Origin of the sequence: Bacillus sp. YP1, assembly GCF_000877815.1 — a bacterium.
GTDB lineage: Bacteria > Bacillota > Bacilli > Bacillales > Bacillaceae > Bacillus > Bacillus subtilis.
The window spans coordinates 3,753,485-3,779,398 of sequence record NZ_CP010014.1; the positions used below are offsets into that span (position 1 = coordinate 3,753,485).

A 25,914-nucleotide genomic window follows, 5' to 3' on the forward strand; every position below is an offset into this window, starting at 1 on the left:
AGCGAACCATGGGTTTTTCAGCAGTTAATCGATAAAAGCCTTGTTCATACGCTGCAGCAGCTCGCCAAACATCTCTTTTTCCTGTGTTGACCATTCTTTCAGCATCTGTTCATAACGTTCAAGGCGCTTTTGCTGATCGGCTTTTAATAGTTGTTTGCCGAGTTTTGTAATGGTAAACAGGCTGACTCTCCCATCAGACGGGTCTGAGAAACGATAGATGAGCTCCTTTGCCTCTAATGCAGCTGCTTGTCTTGAAAGAGTAGAAATATCAAGCTTAAACGATTCTGCCAATTCCTTAACACGAGCAGGGCCAAACTCATCCAATTGTCTCAGTAATAAGTACGAAGATCTCTCCAAATTCCCTGTTCTTTTCTCTGATTGATCCAGATAAACAGCTCTCCTGATAAAAGTCGTCAGCTCATATTCAATTAATTCAACTGGATTTTGATTTTGCAATCGCTCTCGCTCCCTATTCCAATCTCCGGCATTGACAACATCATATATACTTGTATAATACAAATGTACATTAACTGAATAAATACAAGTCGTTATATGAATAAATCAATCATTATACTTGTATAGTACAATCATATAAAAAGAAAGTAAAGCGATTCCTCAGAACCATCCTAGAAGCAAGCACCAGAAAGGAGGAAGCTGTTCTGATTGGAGAGCAGCACTTGATGTGAAAGTCATACGAATTATCTTGCAAGTGTTGATATTATATGTATTTTTTATGATCGGGGAAGCCATTCAGCATCTGTTTCATTTACCCGTGTCAGGAAGCATCGTTGGATTGGTATTGCTTCTGATCTGCTTGGGCCTCCGTATTGTTCCCGTCTCCATCATTGAAGACGGAGCAGGGTTTTTATTATCCTTCCTTCCATTGTTGTTCATCCCGGCAATGACAGGAGTGATAAACTATCCGTCTCTCATTTCATTCAATGGCCTGATGCTGCTGATTACAGTCGTTCTGAGCACCATCGTCACGATCATTGCGGCTGGATTCGCCAGCCAGCTATTAGAGAAAAAAGCTAAAAAACGGGAGGAGAAAGAGAAATGCAGCAAGCATGTATCGCGATCATTATAATTCTTTTAACAGTTGCCGCTTATTTAGCGATGGTCAAACTCTATAAGCGATTCCCGCTTCCATTTCTGATCCCTGTTCTGACAACGACAATTTTGATTGTAGCGGCTTTGATGATGTTTCATGTTTCCTATGAAGGCTATATGATCGGGGGGAAATGGATCAATTCTTTGCTTGGGCCGGCTGTCGTGGCACTGGCCTATCCGCTTTATAAACAATGGCATATCATTGTCAAACATTGTGTTCCCATTCTAGGCGGCGTCCTGGTCGGATTATGCATGGGAATGATCAGCGGGCTGATCTTCGCAGAAGCATTCGGGATTGATCATGATCTCTTATTATCCATTCTGCCAAAGTCGATCACAACCCCTGTCGCTATTCAGATCGCCGCCGGTCTTGGCGGCGTCCCTTCCATGACAGTCGTATTTGTCATGATTGCGGGCTTTTCAGGCGTCATCCTCGGGCCTCTTTTCCTAAAATGGCTTCGCATACGCAGTTCCCTTGGACAAGGCATTGCATTAGGCAGCGCCTCCCATGCACTGGGTACCTCCAAAGCGTTGGAATATGGGGAATTGGCCGTATCCATGAGTTCCGTCTCCATGACGCTTTGTGCGGTGCTCGGCTCATTCTTCGGCCCGCTCGTCGTCTGGCTGTTTCATATTTAACAAAGAAAGACTGCCCCGGGGGAGGGCAGTCTTTTTCGTTTAAGAAGCAAAAAAATCAATCAGCGGCTGAAAGTCCTTAGATAAATCAACGTCATTCGGCTCTGCTTGAAGCAGGCGGTCAATCATGCGCTCCAGCTCCTCAACATCATTCTTATCTGTATATTCAATGAAGTTTAAGCTTTCAAGCCAATCCCGGTATGAATGTTTGGCTTTGCCATAGCTGTTTCCAAAGACAAGGCAAGGTGTTTTGGTGATAATCGAGAAAATCATCGCGTGAAGGCGGTCGGTAATCACCAATTTACTGGAGCCGATGCGGTCCAGCATCTCCATAAAATGCTTTTCACGATCAGCGTAATCGATGGTGTCTACCGTATCCAGCACCGTATCGGTACGCTCTGTGTAAGTTGTTTTTTCTGCCCATTGCTTCATCTGTGAAATAAAATCTTCGTCAGTCACTTTCTCCTTATCCGCTCTTAAAATAAAGAGAACGCCGTCCCGCTCGAGCTCTCGCGGCACAATATCCAAGGAAAGCACCATGTCCGGTGTAAAGATCACATTGGAGTTGAAGGTCTCTTTCACAACATCCAGTGTTTGCGTCTCACGCGCAGCAATCGTTAAGTTTGTATTTTGATGGTACGCATCCTGTGTTTTTTTCTTTTCCTTCTGTCCTTCCTCTGTATCCTCAAAATAAACGGATTGTGGCAGAGAAATTGATTTGTAGTCTTTAAACGCCGAAAAGACCTTTCTTCTGTCTTCCTCAATATCGAGATAAAGGTTTCCTAAGTTCCCTCCGCCTGTAAAGCAGACAATATCGTCTTCACGAATGATCTCCTTCACCAGTTCAATGCCCTCATCCGTCGCATAATCCATAATCTCAATGTATTCATAATACGGAAAATGATTTTTGACAAATTTCTCTTCCGCATACGCAATCGCTTGGTCGCCAATATTTGTGTAACTAGGGGAACCAAACAAAAATACTTTTCGTTTATCATTTAACAGAGCTTCCGGCTCCACATTTGGCGCAATGCCTTTTACTAGTTTTTTGCCTTTGATTTCTTGTACAGTCATATCTGCGTCCTCCTTCTGGGATGAATTCCTCATTGTGTGTTAACTGTCTCTACCCAAAAAGAAGGATGGCTATGCATTGGCATGTGCATCGGCTATATCAGAAACATCGTTTTCGCCAATTTGATAGACGCTGCAATGTCCCGCGCCGTTCTTTCCATATATTCCGCGGCATGTTCAAACGCATCTTCTAGCGGCACGGCTCCGGGGACGATGCTGAAAAGCGCATCGATTCCGTGTTGATAGACGGCATCACTGTCACGTGATACTGATCCCGCAATACCGATGACAGGCACATCGTATGATTTAGCCGCCTTGGCTACGCCGATCGGCGTTTTTCCATGAACCGTTTGGCTGTCGATCCGTCCCTCGCCGGTAATCACAAGATCTGCATCCTGAACGATACTTTCAAAATCAACCGCTTCAAGGACAATATCAATGCCTCTTTTCAGGTCAGCCTGAAGATAAGTCAGCAGGCTCCATCCAAGACCGCCCGCTGCACCGGCGCCCTCTGTATCTCGGAAGGTTGATCCGAGCTCTTTTTCTGCCATATCAGCGAAATGGCTTACGTTCTGGTCTAGTACATCCAGCATGTCGGCCGTCGCGCCTTTTTGCGGCCCGAAAACAGCCGTAGCACCCTTTGGTCCTGTTAACGGATTGTCCACGTCACAGGCAACTTCCAGTTTGACATTCCGCAATCTGGAATCAAGCCCGCTAACATCTATTGATGCAAGCTGAGATAACGCGCCGCCCCCTGGGCCAATCTCGCGGCCTGAGTTATCAAGAAGCCTTACGCCCAATGCCTGAATCATCCCGGCTCCCCCGTCGTTCGTGGCGCTTCCGCCGATTCCGATGATCAATCGCTCCGCTCCCGCATCAAGAGCTGCTCTGATTAATTCTCCCGTTCCCCTTGTTGTAGTGATGAGCGGATTTCGCTTATAAACAGGCACCAGATGCAGCCCTGAAGCAGCAGCCATTTCAATCACAGCTGTTCTCCCATCTCCCATCATGCCAAAGAAAGCTTTCACCGGTTCCCCCAGCGGCCCTGTGACAACTTGCTCTATGATCCTTCCGTTGGTCGCATCGACTAGAGATTGAACGGTTCCCTCGCCGCCGTCCGCCACCGGCAATTTTCTGTAATCAGCACCCGGAAAGACCGATTTGAAACCTCTTTCTATCGCTTCGGCTGCCTCCAGAGCTGATAAGCTTTCCTTAAAAGAATCAGGTGCAATGATGATTTTCATCCAAATCGCCTCTTTCAAAACATGATTCACTTATGCTAGTTATCTCCAATGTACCATATTCCATTTAGAAATAAATACCATAATGATTGGGAAAAATTTTATTAAAAATTAGAAATGAAAGTGTTTGCATAAAAGAAATATTCACGTTATCATACTTGTATACAAGTATACTCCTTGAGTGAGGAAGGTGAGTGTATGCTAGACTCCAAAGACCTGTTGTATCCCGCAAAATGGCTCTCAAAAGCGTCAACCGGGGTTCGTGTCGCATACGAGCTGAGAATGCGGATCGTTTCAGGCCTGATTGAAAGCGGTACCATTTTATCAGAAAATACAATCGCCGCCGAGTTTTCAGTAAGCCGTTCGCCGGTTCGCGAAGCGCTAAAAATACTCGCATCCGAAAAAATCATCCGCTTAGAACGAATGGGAGCGGTCGTAATTGGTTTAACTGAGAAGAAAATCGCGGAAATTTATGATGTGCGGTTACTATTAGAAACATTTGTCTTTGAACGGCTTGTCAAAATAGACATTGAGCCTTTAGTTAAGGATCTCAGCAAAATTCTTGAGATGATGAAAGTCTCAATCAAATATGAGGACGCTGACGAATTTTCATTTCAAGATGTGCTGTTCCATGAAACGATTATCCGAGCGATTGATCATTCATACATTCAGATGATCTGGAACAATCTAAAACCCGTCATGGAAAGCTTTATTCTTTTATCGATGCGGGTACGGTTAAAGGAAAAGTATGAAGACTTCACAAGGATTTTAGATAACCACGAGCTTTATATTCAAGCCATCAAAACAAAGGATAGGGCGCTGATGATTCAGTCTCTTCACCAAAACTTTGATGATGTGCAGGATAAGGTAGAAGACCTATGGCTCTCACAACAAATGCTGGCAAAAGGAGCTGAATACAACAATGACTAGTTATATGTTAGGAATCGATATCGGCACGACAAGCACAAAAGCTGTGCTGTTCAGTGAAAACGGAGATGTGGTACAGAAAGAAAGCATCGGCTACCCGCTCTATACACCGGACATCTCAACAGCTGAACAAAATCCGGAAGAGATTTTTCAGGCAGTCATCCATACAACAGCGAGAATTACAAAACAGCATCCCGAAAAACAGATCTCTTTCATTTCATTCAGCAGCGCCATGCACAGCGTCATTGCAATCGACGAAAATGACAAGCCGCTGACGCCATGCATTACATGGGCCGACAACAGAAGTGAAGGCTGGGCGCATAAGATCAAAGAGGAATTGAACGGACATGAGGTGTACAAACGGACGGGAACACCGATTCATCCGATGGCACCGTTAAGTAAAATTGCCTGGATCACGAATGAAAGAAAAGAAATCGCTTCCAAGGCAAAAAAATATATCGGCATCAAAGAATACATTTTTAAACAGCTGTTCAATGAGTATGTCATCGATTACTCCTTGGCATCAGCGACAGGCATGATGAACCTGAAAGGCTTGGATTGGGACGAAGAGGCACTGCGCATCGCAGGCATCACGCCGGATCACTTATCCAAACTCGTGCCGACAACCCAGATCTTTCAGCACTGCAGCCCGGAAATAGCGATCCAAATGGGAATCGATCCGGAAACGCCTTTTGTCATCGGTGCCAGCGACGGCGTGCTGTCCAACCTCGGCGTCAACGCCATTAAAAAGGGCGAAATCGCAGTCACCATCGGAACAAGTGGTGCCATCCGGACGATTATAGACAAACCGCAAACCGATGAAAAAGGGAGAATTTTCTGCTATGCCTTGACGGACAAGCATTGGGTTATTGGGGGACCTGTGAACAATGGGGGCATCGTCCTTCGCTGGATCAGAGACGAGTTTGCCTCCTCCGAAATCGAAACAGCGACACGGCTGGGCATTGATCCATATGACGTGCTGACGAAAATTGCCCAACGCGTCAGACCCGGTTCTGACGGTCTGCTGTTCCACCCATATCTCGCCGGAGAACGCGCTCCGTTGTGGAATCCGGATGTACGCGGCTCATTTTTTGGCCTGACCATGTCGCATAAGAAAGAGCATATGATACGCGCGGCATTGGAAGGCGTCATTTACAACCTGTACACGGTGTTCTTGGCGTTAACTGAATGCATGGATGGCCCGGTAACCCGCATCCAAGCGACAGGGGGTTTTGCAAGGTCGGAGGTTTGGCGCCAAATGATGTCGGATATCTTCGAATCAGAGGTTGTCGTTCCGGAAAGCTACGAAAGCTCATGTCTCGGCGCCTGCATTTTAGGCCTGTATGCAACAGGAAAAATTGACTCTTTCGACGCCGTGTCCGACATGATCGGCAGCACATACAGACATACGCCGATCGAAGACTCAGCCAAGGAATACAGAACATTAATGCCGATTTTCATCAATCTATCAAGATTATTAGAAAATCAATATACACAAATTGCAGATTATCAGAGGGGCTTAATCACACACAAATAGTACATGACATGAAGGGGAGGGCATTACCATGCCGTTAATCATCGTTGCACTTGGGATCTTAGCATTACTATTTCTGATTATGGGCTTAAAATTAAACACATTTATTTCCCTGCTGGTCGTATCGTTCGGCGTGGCACTGGCACTCGGGATGCCGTTCGATAAAGTTGTCAGCTCCATCGAAGCAGGAATAGGGGGGACTCTTGGCCACATCGCGCTCATCTTCGGACTCGGTGCGATGCTGGGCAAGCTGATCGCGGATTCAGGAGGCGCACAGCGCATTGCGATGACGCTCGTCAACAAATTCGGTGAGAAAAATATTCAATGGGCCGTTGTCATTGCCTCATTTATTATTGGGATTGCGTTATTTTTTGAAGTAGGACTGGTTCTATTAATTCCGATTGTCTTTGCGATTTCAAGAGAATTGAAGATTTCTATTTTATTTCTCGGAATCCCGATGGTCGCGGCACTATCCGTTACACACGGTTTCCTGCCGCCGCACCCGGGACCTACGGCGATCGCCGGTGAGTATGGCGCTAATATTGGAGAAGTGCTGCTGTACGGCTTTATTGTTGCTGTTCCGACAGTGCTCATCGCAGGGCCGTTATTTACAAAGTTCGCGAAAAAAATCGTTCCTGCATCATTTGCGAAAAACGGCAATATTGCATCACTCGGCACACAAAAAACGTTTAACCTTGAAGAAACACCCGGCTTTGGAATCAGTGTCTTTACTGCAATGCTCCCGATTATCATCATGTCGGTCGCGACCATTATCGACCTGCTTCAAGAAACAATCGGGTTTGCAGATAACGGAGTTTTAGCTTTTATCAGATTGATTGGAAACGCATCGACTGCTATGATTATTTCGTTATTGGTCGCAGTCTATACAATGGGCATCAAGCGCAACATTCCAGTCAAAACCGTGATGGATTCTTGTTCAACTGCCATTTCACAAATCGGCATGATGCTTTTGATCATCGGAGGAGGCGGCGCCTTCAAACAAGTGCTGATCAACGGCGGTGTCGGCGATTACGTAGCAGACTTATTCAAAGGAACGGCATTATCGCCAATCATTCTGGCATGGCTCATCGCAGCGATCCTGCGCATTTCTCTAGGATCGGCGACTGTTGCCGCACTAAGCACAACAGGTCTGGTCATTCCGTTATTGGGCCATTCTGATGTTAACCTGGCGTTAGTCGTACTCGCAACAGGAGCCGGAAGTGTCATCGCTTCACACGTCAATGACGCCGGCTTCTGGATGTTCAAGGAATACTTCGGATTAAGCATGAAAGAAACATTCGCCACATGGACATTGCTGGAAACCATTATTTCCGTTGCTGGACTGGGATTCATTTTATTGTTAAGTTTAGTTGTATGAAATTAAGAAGGAGCTGTAACACATGTTCAATTCGATTGGTGTCATAGGCTTAGGCGTAATGGGAAGCAACATCGCCTTAAACATGGCAAATAAAGGCGAAAACGTCGCTGTCTATAATTACACCAGAGATTTAACGGACCAGCTTATCCAAAAGCTGGATGGACAATCTCTCAGCCCGTATTACGAGCTTGAGGACTTTGTTCAATCGTTAGAAAAACCAAGAAAAATCTTTTTGATGGTCACAGCGGGAAAACCCGTAGATTCCGTCATCCAATCATTAAAGCCTTTGCTTGAAGAAGGCGACGTCATCATGGACGGAGGAAACTCCCACTATGAAGACACAGAAAGAAGATATGACGAGCTGAAGGAAAAAGGGATCGGCTACCTGGGAGTCGGCATTTCCGGCGGTGAAGTCGGTGCGTTAACAGGGCCTTCCATCATGCCGGGCGGAGATCGCGACGTCTATGAGAAAGCCGCTCCTATCCTGACGAAAATCGCAGCCCAAGTCGGAGATGACCCTTGCTGTGTCTATATCGGACCAAAAGGGGCAGGGCACTTTACAAAAATGGTGCACAACGGCATTGAATATGCCGACATGCAGCTGATTGCAGAAGCTTATACGTTTCTAAGAGAAACGCTTCGTCTGCCGCTAGATGAAATTGCATCTATTTTTGAAACATGGAATCAAGGTGAGCTGAAAAGCTATTTAATAGAGATTACAGCTGAGATTTTACGCAAAAAAGACGAAAAAACAGGACAGCCTCTGATCGATGTCATCCTTGATAAAACCGGCCAAAAAGGCACCGGAAAATGGACGAGCATGCAGGCGATTGATAACGGCATCCCGTCCACGATCATCACAGAGTCCTTGTTCGCCCGCTACTTGTCATCTTTAAAAGAAGAACGGATGGCAGCTCAAGATGTATTAGCAGGCCCGGAAGCCGAAGAAAAACACTTGGATAAAGACACTTGGATTGAATACGTCAGACAGGCTCTTTACATGGGGAAAGTATGCGCCTATGCACAAGGCTTTGCCCAATATAAGATGTCATCTGAGCTTTACGGCTGGAATCTGCCGCTCAAAGACATCGCCTTGATTTTCCGAGGCGGCTGCATCATCCGCGCTGATTTCCTAAACGTGATCAGCGAAGCATTCAGTGAGCAGCCAAATCTGGCTAACCTGCTGATCGCGCCTTATTTCACAGATAAGCTCCATGCCTATCAAACAGGCCTGCGAAAAGTCGTTTGCGAGGGTATCAGCACCGGAATCTCTTTCCCATGCTTAACTACCGCGCTCTCTTATTACGACGGCTACCGCACAGGGCGTTCCAATGCGAACCTCTTGCAGGCACAGCGCGATTACTTTGGCGCTCACACGTACGAACGGACTGATATGGACGGCGTCTTCCATACGAATTGGTCTGAATAACCTGTATTAAAAACACGGTCAGTTTCAACTGAACCGTGTTTTTTTCTTCTATCCCAAACAACAGAAGACATAAGTTATGTTTTAAATATCATAAACAGTGATACAATAATAGCTAGAAACAATCCCCAAGATCATCATGTGACAGCAGATTGCTGTTCCGTTCTATTCTGCTTTTGGCCATTGTCCTTTGCCCTTGACCATGGTGTCATAAAATGTTCAAATGCCAAAACGGCCTGGCATTCTGATTTACAAAAGTCCCTGAAAACCTTATCTAATTGAGAATCAGCCTCTCATTTATTATAAAAGAAATGCCTAAATCCTACCTGTCACACCTTTATTAAGATGAAAAAAAGTAGGTTATGGCTTGACAAAAAATATATATTAATTAATAATTCATATATAATTAGAATTATTATTGAAAGCGATTATGCTTTCTAATACATTTTTAGGAGGAATATACATTATGTCTTTAATCGGTAAAGAAGTACTTCCATTCGAAGCAAAAGCATTCAAAAACGGTGAATTCATCGATGTAACAAACGAAGATTTGAAAGGCCAATGGAGCGTATTCTGCTTCTACCCAGCAGATTTCTCTTTCGTATGCCCAACTGAGCTTGAAGATCTTCAAGAACAATATGCTGCACTTAAAGAATTAGGTGTTGAAGTATACTCTGTTTCTACAGATACTCACTTCGTACACAAAGGCTGGCATGACAGCTCTGAAAAAATCAGCAAAATCACTTACGCAATGATCGGTGACCCATCTCAAACGATCTCTCGCAACTTCGATGTTCTTGACGAAGAAACTGGCCTTGCTGACCGCGGAACATTCATCATCGATCCAGACGGCGTTATCCAAACTGTTGAAATCAATGCAGGCGGTATCGGCCGTGACGCAAGCAACCTTGTAAACAAAGTAAAAGCAGCTCAATACGTTCGTCAAAACCCAGGTGAAGTTTGCCCGGCTAAATGGGAAGAAGGCGGCGAAACTCTTACACCTAGCCTTGATCTAGTAGGTAAAATCTAAGGAGTGCATTCAATTGGTACTTGATGCAAATATCAAAGCACAATTAAATCAATATATGCAGCTAATTGAGAATGACATTGTTCTCAAAGTTAGCGCAGGCGAAGATGACACTTCTAAGGACATGCTGGCTCTCGTTGATGAGCTGGCTTCCATGTCATCGAAAATTTCAGTTGAAAAAGCTGAATTAAACAGAACGCCGAGCTTCAGTGTCAATCGTGTCGGAGAAGACACTGGCGTGACTTTCGCCGGTATCCCTCTGGGCCACGAATTCACATCATTAGTGTTGGCGTTGCTCCAAGTGAGCGGCAGACCGCCTAAGGTAGACCAAAAAGTCATTGATCAGGTGAAGAAGATCAGTGGTGAATACCACTTCGAATCTTATATCAGCCTGACATGCCACAACTGTCCTGATGTTGTACAAGCTTTAAACATGATGAGCGTGCTGAACCCGAACATTACGCACACGATGATTGACGGTGCAGCATACAAGGCAGAAGTTGAAAGCAAAAACATCATGGCAGTGCCGACCGTTTACCTGAATGGCGAATCCTTCGGAAGCGGCCGTATGACGCTTGAAGAAATTCTTGCGAAAATGGGCAGCGGCACAGATGCATCTGAGTTTGCTGACAAAGAGCCGTTTGACGTTCTTGTTGTCGGAGGCGGACCTGCTGGTGCAAGTGCAGCGATCTACACTGCACGTAAAGGCATCCGCACTGGTGTTGTCGCTGAACGCTTCGGCGGACAGGTACTCGACACCATGAGCATCGAAAACTTCATCAGCGTCAAAGCGACGGAAGGGCCGAAGCTTGCGGCAAGTCTTGAAGAGCATGTGAAGGAATATGATATTGATGTCATGAACCTTCAGCGTGCGAAACGCCTTGAGAAGAAAGATCTGTTCGAACTTGAACTCGAAAACGGCGCTGTCCTGAAAAGTAAAACAGTGATCCTTTCAACAGGTGCACGCTGGCGAAATGTCAACGTACCTGGTGAACAAGAGTTCAAAAACAAAGGTGTCGCATACTGCCCGCACTGTGATGGGCCATTGTTTGAAGGCAAAGACGTTGCGGTAATCGGCGGCGGAAACTCTGGTATCGAAGCAGCGATTGATCTAGCAGGTATTGTGAATCATGTTACTGTGCTAGAGTTCGCGCCGGAACTGAAAGCAGACGAAGTCCTGCAAAAACGTCTCTACAGCCTGCCTAACGTTACTGTCGTGAAAAACGCACAAACAAAAGAAATCACAGGTGATCAGAGCGTTAACGGCATCACATATGTAGACCGCGAAACAGGCGAAGAAAAACACGTTGAACTTCAAGGTGTATTCGTCCAAATCGGTCTCGTGCCAAACACAGAATGGTTAGAAGGAACGGTTGAACGCAACCGCATGGGCGAAATTATTGTCGACAAACACGGCGCAACAAGCGTACCAGGCTTATTTGCTGCCGGCGACTGCACAGACAGTGCGTACAACCAAATTATTATTTCTATGGGATCAGGTGCAACTGCCGCCCTCGGCGCGTTTGATTACCTAATCCGTAACTAATATAAGAAAGCCGCAATATTGCCAGATTGGCAGCATTGCGGCTTTCTTTTTTATTCCAAAAATATTGCAAGTTTTATACAACTGTAATATAGTTGTAATGTTAGTGAATGGTCACTTCACACTCAGCATATTTGCTGTTTTTAAAGCGATACGCACTGATTTTCTATTTAACGTGCCCTGATACTTTTTGACCTTTTTTTTCAGATCTTTAATGGTTTTTTCCTTTTTGGCATTTTCTAATGCCATCAGCGCTTCCCAGCGTTTCGCTGTTTCTGTGGAACTGCAGCCGCTAACTGTAGTCACAGGCGGAAGAAGCTTCGTGTTAGATAGTTTTTCGTCAAAAGGAACGGTATCAGGAATCGCTTTCTCTTTATAAATATGGTCTAATTCATTTTGATTCAAGAAGCTGATGAAATGGTCAAAGTTTTGCGCTTGCCGTTTCTCAGGCTGATGAAAATCAAGTGTTTCAATTAATTCTGACAGTTTTGTCTGATCGGTTATCTCATTTGCCATGACATGCGTTAATTGATGGTACTCAGCTAATTCACGCATTCTGGCATCTTTCGGAAGCAACAGGCTCGGTGTACCGGCAATCGTCGCTGCGATATTTCCATGCAGCCTTGCGCCAAAGCTCAAATCGGCTTTTCTCAGGAAATCCAGCCAAGTCGGCACATTTAAAAAGAATCGGACTCTATCATTCTGATAAGCCGGGTCTTCCATGCTGACCGGATAATTATCAGCAGGCTTCGCTAGCGCAGGCGCACCCGCATACGTCAGAATCATTTCTTTTCGCCATTGCGGGATAAAGTAATGATTCGGGAACTCTTTCATGCTTCTCGTAATGAAGTCCAGCACATGCTTTGGAGACAGCCTTGATGAGTTAACCGTCACCATTGATTCTGTTGTGATATTAGTTTCTCTTATCTTCAGTTCTCTGCCAAACGCATACATAGAAGGACACCCAATCACCGTATGGTCAATGCCTTCACGGAAGCCTAATCTGGAAAGGTATTTCGCTGTAATTTCACCGCGGACACCGATCATATTTGATCTCTCCAGCACAGCACTTACAAACGCTTTTACATCCTCATCAAAAGGAAAACCTTCATTTAATTTTGGTTCAAACGGAGCCCGCAAACCAACACCAATCACAACAACCGGAATGGTTAGTTTCTTAATTAATTGGGTATATTTCCGTAAAGAAGGCACGAAATCCTCGCGGAATGCATCTGCCAGCGGAATAATATACATATCATAATTTTTATTAATTTGTTCAGCATCCGCTGGATTAATCCGATAATAATCAGGAGTAATCGTCGTTCCTTCTGTCATCAGCGTGCGAAACACACTGTAGGCATATACTAGGTTTCCTACGTTGCCGCCAATGGAGTTGCGAACAATCATTTCAGCTGCATTAAATGTATCAAATGGTGATATGCCAGCTCTTATTAAAATGTTTTTCAATGTGATGTTGCCCCTTCCTCGCCAAATTTTTTTCAGGAGATTTGCTTAGGGAACTCTATCATGATCTTAAAACTTCAGCCGGACACCCGCTTTCATCCCTTTTTACTCACAAACTCTCTCCCTTTCTTCCATTCTAATATTAAATTATACAAAAAAGGATCTTACAGGTGAAATCATAACATAGCAATCAGCGCTAGTAATCTATTCCCATTATTGGATATCGGATCGGATCATGCCAAAAACCCGAATCAGGCACTCGGTAAAAGTGCTCGATTCGGGCCAGCTTCTTATAGTTCCTCGCCGTTCGTTTGAATGACGTTTTTGTACCACTCAAAGGAATCTTTCTTATACCGCTTCATGGATCCGTTTCCTTCATTGTCACGATCAACATAGATCATGCCGTAGCGTTTTTTCATTTCGCCAGTTGTGAAGGAGACAATATCAATAATGCCCCACGGCGTGTAGCCAATTAAATCAACGCCATCGTACGTGACCGCTTTTTTCAATGCTTCAGTATGCGATTTTAAATATTGAATGCGTTCCGGATCATGAACCTTGCCGTCCTCCTCCAGCGTATCCACTGCGCCAAAGCCATTTTCAACGATGAATAACGGGATTTGGTATCGGTCATAAAAACGATTTAACGTATATCTCAGCCCGGTTGGATCAATCGCCCATCCCCAGTCACTCGAAGTGATGTACGGATTTTCGACACCATTCGGCAAGCCGCCATTTACAATATCGCCAGTGTTATCATTTTTCACATCGCTTTTCACAGTTGTTGACATGTAATAGCTGAAGCCTAAGTAATCGACGGTTCCGTTTCTTAAAATCTCATCATCGCCGTCTTCGAATGTGATATTGTAGCCTTCTCGCTCAAATTCCTTCAACGCGTAGCTTGGATAATAACCGCGAACCTGCACATCAGGGAAGAAATAGCGCTGCCTCATTTCTTCTTCAGCCAGCATCACATCTTTAGGATTGGAGGAGAAAGGATAAATCGGCACGTGTGATACCATGGCCCCGATCTGGAACTCTGGATTGATGTCTTTTCCTTTTGCCACTGCTAATGCGCTCGCCACTAATTCGTGGTGCGCCGTTTGATACATGACTTCCTTGGCGTTTTCGTTTTCGCCAACCACAACACCTGAATTCGTCCATAGGAACAGCGGATTGTTCACATCCATTTGGTTGTTGATCTCGTTAAATGTCATCCAGTACTTCACTTTATCTTTGTAACGGGTAAAGCAAGCCTCTGCAAAGTTGACGAAGAAGTCCACGACTTTCCGGTTTCTGAAGCCGCCATATTCTCTTGCCAGGTGCAGCGGCATTTCAAAGTGAGACAGCGTAATGACCGGCTCGATCCCATGCTTCAGCAATTCATCAAACACATCATCATAAAACTGCAAACCCGCTTCGTTCGGTTCAGCCTCATCGCCTTTCGGAAAAATGCGGCTCCAGCCGATGGACGTCCGCAGGCATTTTAATCCCATTTCTGCAAACAAAGCGATATCTTCCTTGTATCTGTGATAGAAATCAATGGCTTCATGGTTCGGATAAAACTCGTTCTCTTCAATCGTATCCGTGATTTTTCTCGGCACGCCATGCGCACCCGCTGTCATCACATCGACGACACTCGGCCCTTTACCGCCTTGATTCCATCCGCCTTCAAATTAGTGGGCAGCTAAAGCACCGCCCCATAAAAAATCCTTCGGCATGTTTCCCATGTTTAATTCCTCCTCAGCTTACGACTGTAAATTTTTTTTGATGCAATGCACTTTCCTCAATCTCTTCAATGAAAGCTTTATCAAACTCAACAAGCACTTCGCCTTTTTTTACGGTATCGCCTTCTTTTACCTTCAAGGAAAAAGGCGTGCCGTCTAATGTCACCGTATCCAGCCCGATGTGCGCAAGCAATTCGACGCCAGACGCTCAACGCAGGCCAATCGCATGCTTTGTAGGCGCAACCATGACAACCGTAATAACGCCGGGATGGTGGCATCGATTTTACGATATCCTTCCCTTCGCTTTAGGGGTAAGACCGCTTCAGCACCAATCGAAGTCTGGTAGCGCAGCGAGAAGTCCCAATCACATTCTCTTCCCCGCCTACGGCCTCTAAAATGTCTTTTGCTAGTCTCGTATAATCTCTCACTTTCCCCGACATTTTCACCCACCCCTTTGTTTTGGTTGCGCTTTCATTATAATTGTACCGGTATAATTTATCAATACCGAAACAAAATATTTACGGACTAACTATAATTGTAAGCGGTTTATGCTATAATTTTGACAAGTGAAATTAAACGAATAAATGAGGAATGCGTATGTTAAAATACCAGCAAATCGCAGCGGAAATTGAAACATATATAGAAGAACACCAGCTTCAGCAGGGAGACAAACTGCCAGTCCTGGAAACCCTCATGGCCCAGTTTGAAGTCAGCAAAAGCACAATCACAAAGTCCCTCGAGCTATTAGAGCAAAAAGGCGCGATCTTTCAAGTCAGAGGAAGCGGCATTTTCGTCAGAAAACATAAACGAAAAGGCTATATCAGCCTTCTGTCGAATCAGGGGTTTAAAAAAGATCTCGAGGATTTCAACGTCACCTCAAAAGTCATCGAACTGGACGTGAGAAAGCCGACACCTGAAGCGGCGGAAAACCTGAACATCGAAATGGACGAGGACACCTACTATGTCAAAAGGGTCCGCTATATCAACGGCCAGACCCTTTGCTACGAAGAATCCTATTACAACAAATCGATCGTGACGTATTTAAACAACGAAATCGTCTCCCACTCCATCTTCCAATACATCCGGGAAGGACTGGGGTTGAAGATTGGTTTTTCTGATTTGTTTCTGCACGTGGACCAGCTTAATGAGGAGGAAGCGGAATATTTGGGATTAGAGGCTGGACTGCCGAAGCTGTATATAGAAAGTATTTTTCACCTGACAAATGGGCAGCCGTTTGATTACTCGAAGATTTCGTATAATTATAAGCAGTCGCAGTTTGTCGTACAGGCTAATAGTTTTTTATTATAGGGCTGCTTCACTATGGAAGGTGGTCGACATGTACAAAATCATCATTCCTGCAATACTAGCCATCTTTGCGCTCTGGATACTCTTACAGATTTCACTAGAGATGAGTATCGTTAAGAATCCGATGAACTACTTTATCGTATTCATTATCTTTTTCCTCTTTGTAAAGATGGTGAAAGAAAAACAATAATAGTTTGGGCGATGCAAACAGAAAAACATCCTTCCCTTAACAAACTCAGCCAGTCACATGCATTAATCTTGATGTTAATGATATATAGGTGCACATAAAAAGCTACTTCACTGTGAAGTAGCTTCCTTTATTAAATGCCCATTTTGATCCATCTAGTTTTAGAAAAGCGAAGGATAATCGCATTTATGATAATAATTGAAACTAAATACAAAATAATAAATAAAACATCATTACTCCCAAGTGTCATGTTATCAGATTGCAGCACTCTTTCTATTCGGGGATACATAGTGTTACCTGCCTCAAAAGGAGCAATGAAACCAAACGTTTTATTGCTTATAGCTACTAAGATAACAGAAGTCATCCAATAAACGATACTGACACCTATACTAATTAATATATTAGGACATAACATGCTTATAGTTCCGATAATTAGAATATACTGCAGTATAACTGCAGAAAATAAAAAAAGTAATAATGCAAAATGCGAAAAATCATGGTACATCAACGATATGATTAGCAGGCCTAGCGTTATAAATGCAAAACATTCTAAAAATAAAACAGCTATCTTTTTATAAAAGAAAGTATAGATGTTCTCTCCAATTAATTTGTAAAAGAGAATATTTTTGTTTGAATACTCTCTATTAATAAAGAAAGCTATAACAAATGAAAATAACATCAAACCAAACTGGGTCGCAACAGTATAGGAGCTAAAGAAAAACATTTCAGGTGTAACATTGCTGACTTTATCAATTCCAACAAGTAAAAAATAACCCAGCAAAAATAAAAATACAAACATTGCTCCTAAAATAATGATAACTTTGTTGCTAATACTCTTTTTAAACTCTAATTTCATCTCAAGCCCCCACTGTTTTATTACTCGTTTATATACACTTCAATTAATTTATCCACTGAATGATATTGTTGAATTTCTTGGTGATTAAATATATAATAATCCCCTTCTATCGCCTTTAAATCAGACAAATCATGTGTAATGTTGATGATAATCTTCTCGGGGTTCTCCTGAATATACTTGTTTAAGAAGCCATGAATCTCTATAACCGTTTTTTTGTCTAATGAATTCGTTATTTCATCTAAAACAATAATATTTTTATCCTCTAATAAGAAACTGAGCAATTTTAATTTTTGCTTTTGTCCATCACTCAAATTTTTGATCAGAACTTTTCCATCAATATTATCCAGATTAAGTAAATGTGCGATTTTATCTATCATTTCTGCATCAAATTTTTTACTCAAAAAGTGTAATAAAAAGTCCTTAGAAACATCATTAGGTATATTCGAAGAGCTGGATATTAAAGAAACATTTTGACGAATATCTCTGCCGATTCTTTTGCTATTATTCAACAAAAAGTCTTTAGCAAGCTGTGATTTACCGACTCCATTTTTTCCGACAACGTGATTAATTTTCCCGCTCGAAAAATGCAAGTTGGTGTCCTGAAGTAACGTTTTACCTTTCACTTTTAAAGTGTAATTCGCTATATTCATATACATACTCCTAGGAAATATTTGCATAATAATAAAATGTTCTGCCTTGTGATTTGTTACTAATGTCTAAGCTTTTGAGGTACCTCTTTCGTTTCCGATCTGGAAGCGCAAGAAATGTTTTTAGATGGCTAATTTGGAGATCTTTTACTCTAGTTTACAATATATAATATCCAATGTACAACTGAATTCACTGCAAGGCCAATCCCTATAATTTGAATCGTAAGAACTAACCAATGATTTGTCTTAAAACGGCTATATTCATCTAAGCTCAGAAAAGCTAAAAGAATTTTGTAACCATCAGAATTCAGTATTGGAATTAAGTTCCACAATAAAGTAGACGAGAAAAGCATAAATGCCATAGTTAATGTTTCACTGGAAAATGTAAATTGATTTATTAATTCTAATGTGTTTATTAAAAAATAATTGATAAACAAGCCAAATAAATGAACGATTATCTTTTCATTTCTTGATAGCATATAGGTTTCATTCAATTGGACATAAAAAGCAGGAAATACATAAAAATTCAGTTTGAATCCCACTTTATCAAAGTTTTTCCCGAAAAATTTTAAGGAATAAATATGTCCCAGTTCATGAAGCACTATATTCATTATAAAGTAAATAACTATAATTATCCACATTTTCCAGCCGTAAAATACTGAGGACAATCCATTTTGCAATTTTATTAAATGAATATAATTTAATATGAACATGAGAGCCGTAAAGGATAAGAACAGATAAAAAAACTTTGGTGATACTTTCTCTTTATACATTTTAAAACGTAATAATTGTTCATCTGACAGAGAATTTAAACTATTTTTATAGTATTCTCCGCTTTTTTTGTCTTTTATAAATACGTTGTTTTGCACAAGCACTTCATATTTTTCATCTTCATACTTTAAAATTTTCATTATAGTATTTTTCCATATAAGGATAGAAGTAGTTTATTTTTTCTGCAGAGTTGAATAAGGAACCACAAACTCCACAAATAGAGGAAAATTCATAAGGAATGTCAAATTCCTCTATCTTGTTATTCTCTTTTAAAATATTCAAAAACCATTTGAATCCTTCTTTTCTAAGAATAAATAATAGCAAATTGGAATTTAACTTTTCCACGGTTCTTTCGAAACTTTGGTTATATTCTTCCCTTAGGGTTATTTTCGTTTCAAAAATAGCAGGGGAACAACATGGATAAATTTCTCCATCATGATGATATACAATGTCATATCCGGGACAATGTAAGGAATCTTCATCTTCAAGACTGTAAAATTTATGTATGTTTTCTTGCTTAATTCTGGTTTTAGCAGCGCCAACTGATATCATTGGAAATTTTGTTATCTTTACACCTAAGATTGAATCCCCCAATTCCTCTAAAATATGGTTGGACATTTTGTCTTTGGTAACTGCCATATTAAGAGAAATATCGATATCAGGGTATTTCCTGCTATGTTCTAATATGTTTTTAATACTGGAAGACTTGACAAATGGAGCATGGTACTCATCATAACTTATAGTCAGTGCTATCACATTTAAAGAATTCATATCATGAAAGTACTCCTGGACCTTTTTCTTGCTCAAACCCCAAAATCCATTAGAAATCAACGTTATTTGTTTTTCATATGGTTTAATGATTTCCATTAGTTCTTTTAAAAATTTATAATCTAAAAAAACTTCCCCACCTGTAAAAGAAATCACTTGAATGGTTTTGTTTTTTGCAAATTCAGTTACTAACTCTCTTATGTATTCTTTTTCCATCATGGTTGTTGAACTTGGTGAACTAGAAAAACAACAATGGTCACAGGATGCATTACACCTTGAATCTAAATTGATTGATACTGTTTTATTATACATGAAATATCCCCCAACAAATGGTAAAGGAGAGTTAGACTCTCCTTTGTACCCCTCTAATTAATGACCACTTCCAAGAATCCAGCGATTTTCTTTTGATTTTACAAAATACCAAAGATCATTCACTTTTGCTAACTTTTGTGATTCATCTAATAGACCCTTAAATTCTAAGTTTTTCACAGTCTCATTGTTAGTGATTTCCTTTTTCATATTATCCCTCCTCCTTTTCTAATATAAACCAATTATTCTATATGATTCAATACATGTCAATATATTGTACCTAAAAAATCTGAAAAATGTTACTATTCTTGGTATATAAAGCCTATAGTCCTCTAGCCCCTCTAAGCTATACCGAATGAAAGGCCATAGTTTGATTTAAAGCTTCGTAATGAAAAGTAAAACATCAATATTGACTACACTAGTTAAGGGATATAAAGATTTTAAGTGGAAGAAATGAGGCAAACAATCTTACCCTAAACCAACCTGTACTGAAAAGCTGTTTTAAGCTCTTGCTTACCCCATTTGGCACCTCTTTCACTCGTTTCAATTGTCTATAAAAGCAGTTATGCGGTACTATCATATAAAGGTCCAATGTTTAAAAATAATGTCATACTTTTAAATTCACCTTATCATGCACATGCTCATAAATAGGGGTTTATTCTAAAAAGGGGATGGACGGTTTTGGAAAGCAAGTACCTAGATCTACTCGCGCAAAAATACGATTGTGAAGAAAAAGTGGTAACAGAAATCATTAATTTGAAAGCGATTTTGAACCTGCCAAAGGGCACTGAGCATTTTGTCAGTGATTTGCACGGGGAGTACCAGGCATTCCAGCACGTGCTGCGCAATGGTTCAGGACGAGTCAAAGAGAAGATACGCGACATCTTCAGCGGTGTCATTTACGATAGAGAAATCGATGAATTAGCGGCATTGGTCTATTATCCGGAAGACAAGCTGAAATTAATCAAACATGACTTTGATGCAAAACCAGCATTAAATGAATGGTATAAAGAAACGATAAATCGAATGATTAAGCTCGTTTCTTATTGCTCCTCCAAGTATACCCGCTCCAAACTGCGCAAAGCACTGCCTGCCCAGTTTGCTTATATTACGGAGGAGCTGTTATACAAAACAGAACAAGCTGGCAACAAGGAGCAATATTACTCCGAAATCATTGATCAGATCATTGAACTTGGCCAAGCCGATAAGCTGATCACCGGCCTTGCTTACAGCGTTCAGCGGCTGGTAGTCGACCATCTGCATGTTGTCGGCGATATTTACGACCGCGGACCCCAGCCGGATAGGATTATGGAAGAACTGATCAACTATCATTCTGTCGATATTCAGTGGGGAAATCACGATGTCCTTTGGATCGGTGCCTATGCCGGTTCCAAAGTGTGCCTGGCCAATATTATCCGCATCTGTGCCCGCTACGACAACTTGGATATTATTGAGGACGTGTACGGCATCAACCTGAGACCGCTGCTGAACCTGGCCGAAAAATATTATGACGATAATCCAGCGTTCCGTCCAAAAGCAGACGAAAACAGGCCAGAGGATGAGATTAAGCAAATCACAAAAATCCATCAAGCGATTGCGATGATCCAATTCAAGCTTGAGAGTCCGATTATCAAGAGACGGCCGAACTTTAATATGGAAGAGCGGCTGTTATTAGAGAAAATAGATTATGACAAAAATGAAATCACGCTGAACGGAAAAACATATCAACTGGAAAACACCTGCTTTGCGACGATTAATCCGGAGCAGCCAGATCAGCTATTAGAAGAAGAAGAAGAAGTCATAGACAAGCTGCTATTCTCTGTCCAGCATTCCGAAAAGCTGGGCCGCCATATGAATTTTATGATGAAAAAAGGCAGCCTTTATTTAAAATATAACGGTAACCTGTTAATTCACGGCTGTATTCCTGTCGATGAAAACGGCAATATGGAAACGATGATGATTGAGGATAAACCGTATGCGGGCCGTGAGCTGCTCGATGTATTTGAACGATTCTTACGAGAAGCCTTTGCCCATCCGGAAGAAACCAATGACCTAGCGACAGATATGGCTTGGTATTTATGGACAGGCGAGTACTCCTCCCTCTTCGGAAAACGCGCCATGACGACATTTGAGCGGTATTTCATTAAAGAAAAGGAAACACATAAAGAAAAGAAAAACCCGTATTATTATTTACGCGAAGACGAGGCAACCTGCCGAAACATCTTGGCAGAATTCGGCCTCAATCCAGATCATGGCCATATCATCAATGGCCATACACCAGTAAAAGAAATCGAAGGAGAAGACCCAATCAAAGCAAACGGAAAAATGATCGTCATCGACGGCGGCTTCTCCAAAGCCTACCAATCCACAACAGGCATCGCCGGCTACACGCTGCTGTACAACTCCTACGGCATGCAGCTCGTCGCCCATAAACACTTCAACTCCAAGTCAGAAGTCCTAAGCACCGGAACCGATGTCTTAACAGTGAAGCGGTTAGTGGACAAAGAGCTTGAGCGGAAGAAAGTGAAGGAAACGAATGTTGGTGAGGAATTGTTGCAGGAAGTTGCGATTTTGGAGAGTTTGCGGGAGTATCGGTATATGAAGTGAGGGATGTGGGGTTCAGGGATGACTTTCTCTGGGCTCTTTTTTTGCGGTTTTTCACTTAATACAGCAAATCGCTAACGAGTCTTAATGTTCTAACATATAGAATTAAACAGGTATGGTTGAACATTTTTTCACCAATAATACTATATGTATAATCTGCTTGGACAGAGTATACTCTAATTGAAAACAAAAATAAAAAAGCATGCTAAACATGCTTTGAAAATACTTATGTCTTATAGTATGTACATTAATTCCGCAATCCAATATTTTATCTCAATCTATACAGTATTCCCTTTTCTTTAGTAATTTCCAACTGCTTTTCTCTTGCTTCTTTATTTAAGGTAGATATATTTATGTCCTTCATCAAAGCAAAAAGCTCCCTTATAGCTGAATCTTTTATTTGCATTATAGGTACATCAACTTTATGCCTTTTCATTTCAATAGCACTTTTAACTCTCTTTATATCCTCAAACTGCTCTTCAAATAACCATATGTCAGAATAGGGGAAAATATGTGTTCTTAAAAGGGTTTCTTTTATTATATGAATATTGTACTTTAGATTATAGTATTCCCATTCGAGCAACTTAGCTAAAATGAGTTTTAAGTAGTATTTTACTTTTTCTAATTCAACTATGTCGTTAGTACTCCTTAACAAATCAGTTAATTTGCCTGCAACAATAAGACACGCAAAGTAAATAGACTTGTTGTTAAAATCATTTAAGAAATATAATAACCTTCCTTTATTTTCTTCCTTTATCAATTCTATTAGTAGTGCACTTAAAGGAATTCCTGCCAGTGATAATTCACCATCATACTGGTTCCTGATATCCTTCGCTATTTTATTCAATTTAGAATTTATAAAATAATGGCGGGGAAAGGAAAATTCGATTGACATTGTCCTTATATCTTCAAAGTACTCAATTATAATATTGGAGTAGTAATGCTTACTAGAAGACAAATCGCCTTTATTACTCAGAATCTTATAATAATCTACAAAGAATCTCCCATAAATTCCCCAAACACTCAATAAACCACTTTTTAATTTTCCAAGTCGTGTATAAGATAGATCGTTATTTAATAAAAGAAAACAATACTCCATACTTAATTTCATAGCTCTCTTTATTTCTTTGTATTGCGTTGAAGTTATTTCGTTTTTAGAAATTGTTACGAGGTCCATAATTTCTTTAAAATGATTCCCGATTTCATATGAAGAAATTACTATCTCATTTTTAATGAAAATCCTTAACATTCGGTTGTACTGATCTAGGGCGTCAGATATTTTTGTTTTCTTTACTAATTCACTAATACAATTAGACCATAAAGAGATTATATCAGGTTTATTCAACATCTCCGTATGATTTTCCTGTATTTCTTTTCCATATTTCTTTAATGAAAGATCTGTTATCTTTTCGAAAACCATTAAATTCATTTTATATTCTATATCATCACGCCAAATTCTTTCCACTGTATCGTTAACTAATTCAAATAGATTACTAGACAGCTCATAAGTTGGGTCATATGATTTTTTTGCATGCTTTTTTATAATTTTTCTATTTTCCAAGTAATATAGTGTGATAATCTTGTTTCTTGTTAACTGTTTAAAATTAGTATAAGTAATAACTCTTAGAATTAAAATTGTTATTGCTATCATTGAAGACAGAAATAAGAAGACAATACTCCCTGAATCAGATTTAGTCATCATCAAGTATAAATTTATAAATAAAAGAACAAATATGAACGGTGTTAGTAATAGAATATTGCTTATTACCGAATTTGAAAAAGCTACGCTATAAATTGAAGTTCCTAAAATCTTTTCTTTTTTTATATTTGAGATAAGAGAGAATAAGGAAAGAATTAAAAAAGTTATACTTATTTGGGCTATTACAAGTCTGGTATTGATTTCAGAATTAGTTACAGGTATGTAAGACAGTATTTTTTGTAGAAAATCAAAGTTTATAACTCTTGTTAATTGAAGGATCAACCCAATATATGTTAATAGGGTAATAATTTCAAGGGACTTGAACATAACCATCACAGACTTAAATAAAGGAAATTTCATCTTTAAATCTAAATAATTTTTTCCTCTTATTAAAGAGTGCTTAAATCCTTTAATTCTATGTTTGAATTTCTTCAATTCCAATCTTCCTTTACATATTCTTGAAAAATTTAGAGCTATGCTTAAAAATGTCTTTCTCTTACAATGACTACCCATTTGTATTGAAATGTTTATCACATATTTATTATAGAAGCTCAAGATATGATTGGAGTAAATTTATACGAATAAAAGATAAGGTTGGTCCTTATGAAAATTGTTCTTGTGGTTTGGTTTTTTTAAGTTCTGTTATTATCCAAAGGCATACTGACAAACCGATTCTAAAACATTTGCCGGTGGGCTCTCCGTCACTTCCAGTAAATGTTAATCACACATTACAGTCAATGGCTAGCGGCTCCGCTGTGGCTGTAGCTCTGTCTCTATTATTTGAAGAGATTTGTACTATTAGTGGCTCTCTATTTTCGTAATCGGTGGCTCTAAACTACGCATAGTGGCTCATTTCATTCGTAATAAGCATAAAACTCCATTCATAATTTGGAAAGTAACTTTTGATAAATTTCCTTGCTACCTCACCGGTTCTAACTTTTTAAAATCCCCCATAAATAATCAAACTCTTCTATGCTTCAATAAGAAACACAATTAAGCTATTTGCAGAATAGCCATCCAATACGGACAACTTAAAATTCATCCTTTAAAGATTGAGTTGTATCGTGAAATGGATAATGAAAACACACTTTTAATACCCACTCTAACAATGGATTAATACCTTACTCTTAAAACAATATTTGCCTCTACTTATGATAAGGCTCCCCACGATTAATCCGAAAAGCCCGATAAATCTGCTCCACCAGTATGAGCCGCATCAATTGATGAGGAAACGTCATTTTCGAGAACGACAGCTTCTCATCCGCTCGCTTCATTACCGCGTCACTCAATCCGAGTGATCCGCCGATGACGAAGGTGACTTTGCTTTTTCCATATGTAGCCAGCTTATCTATTGTATCGGCTAGTTCTTCGGATGTTTTCATTTTTCCTTCGATGGCGAGGGCAATGACGTGGGCGTCGGGGCTGATTTTTGATAGGATGCGGTCGCCTTCTTTGTCTTTTATGATTTTCATGTCCTGGTCGCTTAGGTTTTCCGGCGCTTTTTCGTCCGGGAGTTCGATGATGTCGATTTTTGCGTAGGCCGAAAGTCGTTTGGTGTATTCTTCAATGCCTTGCTTGAGGTATTTTTCTTTTAGTTTTCCGATTGTCACAATATTGATATTCACAGGTCATCCCCACTTTAAAAACAAGTTATTCATATATGTTGTCCACAATTGTGGATATC

24 protein-coding genes and 1 pseudogene are annotated in these 25,914 nt (G+C 40.9%); 11 read left to right on the forward strand and 14 right to left on the reverse strand.

Going from position 1 to position 25,914, the window contains the following annotated elements; all coding sequences use genetic code 11:
* Window positions 1-24 precede the first annotated feature (24 nt).
* Window positions 25-456 (reverse strand): MarR family winged helix-turn-helix transcriptional regulator, encoded by a 432-nt coding sequence (locus QF06_RS18455; protein ID WP_003243994.1) that lies wholly within the window; start codon window positions 454-456, stop codon window positions 25-27.
* 226 nt (window positions 457-682) lie between these two features.
* On the opposite strand from QF06_RS18455, the gene QF06_RS18460 reads away from it, so the two are divergent.
* A complete protein-coding gene (locus QF06_RS18460; protein WP_009968420.1) occupies window positions 683-1,087 on the forward strand; it encodes a CidA/LrgA family holin-like protein in 405 nt (134 codons plus the stop codon).
* Window positions 1,057-1,749 (forward strand): LrgB family protein, encoded by a 693-nt coding sequence (locus tag QF06_RS18465; protein ID WP_003227015.1) that lies wholly within the window; start codon window positions 1,057-1,059, stop codon window positions 1,747-1,749. The genes QF06_RS18460 and QF06_RS18465 overlap by 31 nt, the downstream gene beginning before the upstream one ends.
* A 39-nt stretch (window positions 1,750-1,788) precedes the next feature.
* On the opposite strand, the gene QF06_RS18470 is transcribed toward QF06_RS18465, so the two are convergent.
* The gene (locus QF06_RS18470; RefSeq protein WP_021481049.1) at window positions 1,789-2,820 is read right to left on the reverse strand and encodes a polysaccharide pyruvyl transferase family protein; all 1,032 of its coding nucleotides are present in this window, start codon (window positions 2,818-2,820) and stop codon (window positions 1,789-1,791) included.
* Between the two features lie 92 nt (window positions 2,821-2,912).
* The gene (locus tag QF06_RS18475) at window positions 2,913-4,061 is read right to left on the reverse strand and encodes a glycerate kinase (RefSeq protein ID WP_041850301.1); all 1,149 of its coding nucleotides are present in this window, start codon (window positions 4,059-4,061) and stop codon (window positions 2,913-2,915) included.
* A 195-nt stretch (window positions 4,062-4,256) separates the two neighbouring features.
* Between QF06_RS18475 and gntR the strand changes: the two genes are divergently transcribed.
* The 6 genes from gntR (at window position 4,257) to ahpF (ending at window position 11,896) form a co-directional block, all read left to right on the forward strand.
* On the forward strand, window positions 4,257-4,988 hold the full coding sequence (gene gntR, locus QF06_RS18480; RefSeq protein ID WP_003243132.1) for a gluconate operon transcriptional repressor GntR: 732 nt from the start codon (window positions 4,257-4,259) through the stop codon (window positions 4,986-4,988).
* A complete protein-coding gene (gene gntK, locus QF06_RS18485; protein ID WP_015483939.1) occupies window positions 4,981-6,522 on the forward strand; it encodes a gluconokinase in 1,542 nt (513 codons plus the stop codon). Before gntR ends, gntK begins: the two co-directional genes overlap by 8 nt.
* A 28-nt stretch (window positions 6,523-6,550) precedes the next feature.
* Window positions 6,551-7,897, forward strand: a complete 1,347-nt coding sequence (gene gntP / locus QF06_RS18490; RefSeq protein ID WP_003243139.1) for a gluconate permease GntP — start codon at window positions 6,551-6,553, stop codon at window positions 7,895-7,897.
* Between the two features lie 22 nt (window positions 7,898-7,919).
* Window positions 7,920-9,326 carry a decarboxylating NADP(+)-dependent phosphogluconate dehydrogenase gene (gene gnd / locus QF06_RS18495; RefSeq protein ID WP_003243876.1) on the forward strand — a complete coding sequence of 469 codons (1,407 nt, stop codon included), beginning with the start codon at window positions 7,920-7,922 and terminating at the stop codon, window positions 9,324-9,326.
* 463 nt (window positions 9,327-9,789) lie between these two features.
* Window positions 9,790-10,353, forward strand: a complete 564-nt coding sequence (ahpC, locus tag QF06_RS18500; RefSeq protein ID WP_003243686.1) for an alkyl hydroperoxide reductase subunit C — start codon at window positions 9,790-9,792, stop codon at window positions 10,351-10,353.
* A 13-nt stretch (window positions 10,354-10,366) separates the two neighbouring features.
* The gene (ahpF, locus tag QF06_RS18505) at window positions 10,367-11,896 is read left to right on the forward strand and encodes an alkyl hydroperoxide reductase subunit F (RefSeq protein ID WP_003243077.1); all 1,530 of its coding nucleotides are present in this window, start codon (window positions 10,367-10,369) and stop codon (window positions 11,894-11,896) included.
* 111 nt (window positions 11,897-12,007) lie between these two features.
* Here ahpF and QF06_RS18510 read toward each other — a convergent pair whose 3' ends face one another.
* The 4 genes and pseudogenes from QF06_RS18510 to QF06_RS22210 all read right to left on the reverse strand — a co-directional run bounded on the left by QF06_RS18510 (window position 12,008) and on the right by QF06_RS22210 (window position 15,524).
* A complete protein-coding gene (locus tag QF06_RS18510; protein WP_015385145.1) occupies window positions 12,008-13,360 on the reverse strand; it encodes a polysaccharide pyruvyl transferase family protein in 1,353 nt (450 codons plus the stop codon).
* Between the two features lie 287 nt (window positions 13,361-13,647).
* Window positions 13,648-15,087, reverse strand: a pseudogene (bglA, locus tag QF06_RS18515) (6-phospho-beta-glucosidase BglA).
* A gap of 13 nt (window positions 15,088-15,100) precedes the next feature.
* Window positions 15,101-15,277: a PTS glucose transporter subunit IIA gene (locus tag QF06_RS22205; protein ID WP_406627171.1), complete on the reverse strand. Its 177-nt coding sequence runs from the start codon at window positions 15,275-15,277 to the stop codon at window positions 15,101-15,103.
* Between the two features lie 112 nt (window positions 15,278-15,389).
* Window positions 15,390-15,524, reverse strand: a complete 135-nt coding sequence (locus tag QF06_RS22210; RefSeq protein WP_082044611.1) for a PTS transporter subunit EIIB — start codon at window positions 15,522-15,524, stop codon at window positions 15,390-15,392.
* A gap of 157 nt (window positions 15,525-15,681) precedes the next feature.
* Between QF06_RS22210 and QF06_RS18525 the strand changes: the two genes are divergently transcribed.
* The gene (locus tag QF06_RS18525; protein ID WP_043940243.1) at window positions 15,682-16,392 is read left to right on the forward strand and encodes a GntR family transcriptional regulator; all 711 of its coding nucleotides are present in this window, start codon (window positions 15,682-15,684) and stop codon (window positions 16,390-16,392) included.
* Window positions 16,393-16,420: 28 nt separating this feature from the next.
* Window positions 16,421-16,579, forward strand: a complete 159-nt coding sequence (locus QF06_RS21610; protein ID WP_009968424.1) for a hypothetical protein — start codon at window positions 16,421-16,423, stop codon at window positions 16,577-16,579.
* Between the two features lie 130 nt (window positions 16,580-16,709).
* Here the strand turns inward: QF06_RS21610 and QF06_RS18535 are convergent, their stop codons facing one another.
* From QF06_RS18535 to QF06_RS18555, 5 genes are all read right to left on the reverse strand, one after another.
* Complete coding sequence (locus QF06_RS18535; protein WP_014478516.1) at window positions 16,710-17,432, reverse strand: peptide ABC transporter permease; 723 nt, start codon at window positions 17,430-17,432, stop codon at window positions 16,710-16,712.
* Window positions 17,433-17,452: 20 nt separating this feature from the next.
* Window positions 17,453-18,082: an ATP-binding cassette domain-containing protein gene (locus tag QF06_RS18540; protein WP_032722784.1), complete on the reverse strand. Its 630-nt coding sequence runs from the start codon at window positions 18,080-18,082 to the stop codon at window positions 17,453-17,455.
* A gap of 149 nt (window positions 18,083-18,231) precedes the next feature.
* Complete coding sequence (gene liaK / locus QF06_RS18545) at window positions 18,232-18,990, reverse strand: zinc metalloprotease LiaK (RefSeq protein WP_043940244.1); 759 nt, start codon at window positions 18,988-18,990, stop codon at window positions 18,232-18,234.
* Window positions 18,971-19,930, reverse strand: coding sequence for a YydG family radical SAM peptide epimerase (locus tag QF06_RS18550; protein ID WP_043940245.1), 960 nt, complete (start codon window positions 19,928-19,930; stop codon window positions 18,971-18,973). Before QF06_RS18550 ends, liaK begins: the two co-directional genes overlap by 20 nt.
* A gap of 57 nt (window positions 19,931-19,987) precedes the next feature.
* Window positions 19,988-20,137 (reverse strand): epipeptide YydF family RiPP, encoded by a 150-nt coding sequence (locus tag QF06_RS18555; protein ID WP_003226979.1) that lies wholly within the window; start codon window positions 20,135-20,137, stop codon window positions 19,988-19,990.
* Window positions 20,138-20,608: 471 nt separating this feature from the next.
* On the opposite strand from QF06_RS18555, the gene fbp reads away from it, so the two are divergent.
* The gene (gene fbp / locus QF06_RS18560) at window positions 20,609-22,534 is read left to right on the forward strand and encodes a fructose-1,6-bisphosphatase (RefSeq protein ID WP_043940246.1); all 1,926 of its coding nucleotides are present in this window, start codon (window positions 20,609-20,611) and stop codon (window positions 22,532-22,534) included.
* 265 nt (window positions 22,535-22,799) lie between these two features.
* Here the strand turns inward: fbp and QF06_RS18565 are convergent, their stop codons facing one another.
* Window positions 22,800-24,665: a hypothetical protein gene (locus QF06_RS18565; protein WP_032676938.1), complete on the reverse strand. Its 1,866-nt coding sequence runs from the start codon at window positions 24,663-24,665 to the stop codon at window positions 22,800-22,802.
* 710 nt (window positions 24,666-25,375) lie between these two features.
* A complete protein-coding gene (gene rlmH / locus QF06_RS18570; RefSeq protein ID WP_003226975.1) occupies window positions 25,376-25,855 on the reverse strand; it encodes a 23S rRNA (pseudouridine(1915)-N(3))-methyltransferase RlmH in 480 nt (159 codons plus the stop codon).
* Window positions 25,856-25,914 lie beyond the last annotated feature (59 nt).

Coding starts and splice junctions, on each gene's coding strand:
- gntK (WP_015483939.1), top strand. CDS start 4,981: ATGACTAGTTATATGTTAGGAATCGATATCGGCACGACAAGCACAAAA.
- QF06_RS18550 (WP_043940245.1), bottom strand. CDS start 19,930: ATGTATAATAAAACAGTATCAATCAATTTAGATTCAAGGTGTAATGCA.
- QF06_RS18535 (WP_014478516.1), bottom strand. CDS start 17,432: ATGAAATTAGAGTTTAAAAAGAGTATTAGCAACAAAGTTATCATTATT.
- QF06_RS18465 (WP_003227015.1), top strand. CDS start 1,057: ATGCAGCAAGCATGTATCGCGATCATTATAATTCTTTTAACAGTTGCC.
- QF06_RS18525 (WP_043940243.1), top strand. CDS start 15,682: ATGTTAAAATACCAGCAAATCGCAGCGGAAATTGAAACATATATAGAA.
- gntR (WP_003243132.1), top strand. CDS start 4,257: ATGCTAGACTCCAAAGACCTGTTGTATCCCGCAAAATGGCTCTCAAAA.
- QF06_RS18475 (WP_041850301.1), bottom strand. CDS start 4,061: ATGAAAATCATCATTGCACCTGATTCTTTTAAGGAAAGCTTATCAGCT.
- liaK (WP_043940244.1), bottom strand. CDS start 18,990: ATGAAAATTTTAAAGTATGAAGATGAAAAATATGAAGTGCTTGTGCAA.
- QF06_RS22210 (WP_082044611.1), bottom strand. CDS start 15,524: ATGTCGGGGAAAGTGAGAGATTATACGAGACTAGCAAAAGACATTTTA.
- gnd (WP_003243876.1), top strand. CDS start 7,920: ATGTTCAATTCGATTGGTGTCATAGGCTTAGGCGTAATGGGAAGCAAC.
- QF06_RS18540 (WP_032722784.1), bottom strand. CDS start 18,082: ATGAATATAGCGAATTACACTTTAAAAGTGAAAGGTAAAACGTTACTT.
- QF06_RS18555 (WP_003226979.1), bottom strand. CDS start 20,137: ATGAAAAAGGAAATCACTAACAATGAGACTGTGAAAAACTTAGAATTT.
- QF06_RS21610 (WP_009968424.1), top strand. CDS start 16,421: ATGTACAAAATCATCATTCCTGCAATACTAGCCATCTTTGCGCTCTGG.
- ahpC (WP_003243686.1), top strand. CDS start 9,790: ATGTCTTTAATCGGTAAAGAAGTACTTCCATTCGAAGCAAAAGCATTC.
- QF06_RS18470 (WP_021481049.1), bottom strand. CDS start 2,820: ATGACTGTACAAGAAATCAAAGGCAAAAAACTAGTAAAAGGCATTGCG.
- gntP (WP_003243139.1), top strand. CDS start 6,551: ATGCCGTTAATCATCGTTGCACTTGGGATCTTAGCATTACTATTTCTG.